This is a genomic window from Cuspidothrix issatschenkoi CHARLIE-1, from assembly GCF_002934005.1.
Taxonomy (GTDB): Bacteria; Cyanobacteriota; Cyanobacteriia; order Cyanobacteriales; family Nostocaceae; genus Cuspidothrix; species Cuspidothrix issatschenkoi.
Genome location: NZ_PGEM01000167.1, coordinates 13,738 through 15,132 on the forward strand (window position 1 = coordinate 13,738; position 1,395 = coordinate 15,132).

At 43.2% G+C, this 1,395-nt stretch carries 1 protein-coding gene; it reads left to right on the forward strand.

What is annotated here, in order from left to right; genetic code table 11:
* The coding region (gene ligA, locus CUN59_RS18765) for an NAD-dependent DNA ligase LigA (protein ID WP_104389277.1) at positions 1–1,395 on the forward strand (1,395 nt) is incomplete at both ends.

Here is a 1,395-nt window from a genome sequence, read left to right on the forward strand (position 1 = left end):
CTCCTGACAGTCCAACTCAGCGCGTTGGTGAACGTCCTGCTACCCATTTTACCTCAGTCCGTCATAATATCCCCCTCTACAGCCTGGAAAATGCCTTTAATATTGAAGAATTGCAAAGTTGGGATCAACGTTGGCGGCGACACTCACCAACTCAGTATGATACCGGAGAAATAGAATATGTTTCTGAGTTGAAAATAGATGGCGCAGCTTTAGCTTTAACCTATGAAGATGGAGTTTTAGTAAGGGGTGCAACCAGAGGAGATGGGGTGATGGGTGAAGATATTACCCAAAATGTACGAACTATTCGCTCAATTCCTCTGCGTTTGAATTTTGACGGTTTAGAAAATATTGCCAAGGTGGAAGTACGGGGAGAGGTATTTTTGCCTTTACAGGTCTTTAAGGAAATAAATGAGAAAAGACAAAAAGCGGGTGAACAAGTATTTGCCAATCCTCGTAATGCTGTGGCGGGTACACTCAGACAATTAGACTCTCGCATTGTGGCACAGCGCCAGTTAGATTTTTTTGCTTATACTTTGCACATTACGGGTTTAGATGATTCTAGTATTGCTAATACCCAATGGGAAGCGTTGGAATTATTGCAAAGGTTGGGTTTTCGAGTTGATACCAACCATAAACTCTGCCATTCCATCGCTGAAGTTGCCGAATATTACCAATATTGGGATACAGAACGGTTAAATTCTCCCTATATGACGGATGGAGTAGTAGTTAAATTAAATACCTTTAAACTGCAAGAACAACTAGGTTTTACACAGAAGTTTCCCCGGTGGGCGATCGCTCTCAAATATCCAGCCGAAGAAGCCCCCACCCGTGTAGAAAAAATTACAGTTAACGTAGGCAGAACCGGGGCATTAACTCCCTTGGCGGAAATGTTGCCCGTACAATTAGCAGGTACAACTGTTTCCCGCGCTACCTTGCATAATAGCGATCGCATCGAACAATTAGACATCCGCATTGGTGATACCGTCATCGTTCGCAAAGCCGGGGAAATTATTCCCGAAGTCGTCCGGGTAATTAAAGAACTCCGTCCCCTTGATACCCAACCCTTTATCATGCCTTCCCATTGTCCCGTTTGTGGTCAGCAGGTGGTGAGAGAAACGGGAGAAGCGGTAACTAGATGTGTAAATGCTTCCTGTGCAGCTATTCTCAAAGGAGAAATAGAACATTGGGTTAGTCGTGATGCGTTGGATATTAAAGGTGTGGGGGAAAAGTTAGTATATCAATTAGTAGACAAAGGATTAGTACATTCTGTAGCTGATTTATATGATTTAACAACAGAAAAATTATGTACATTAGAACGCATGGGTCAGAAATCAGCGGAAAAATTGGTCAATGCGATCGCCCAATCCAAAACCCAACCCTGGGCTAGAGTATTAT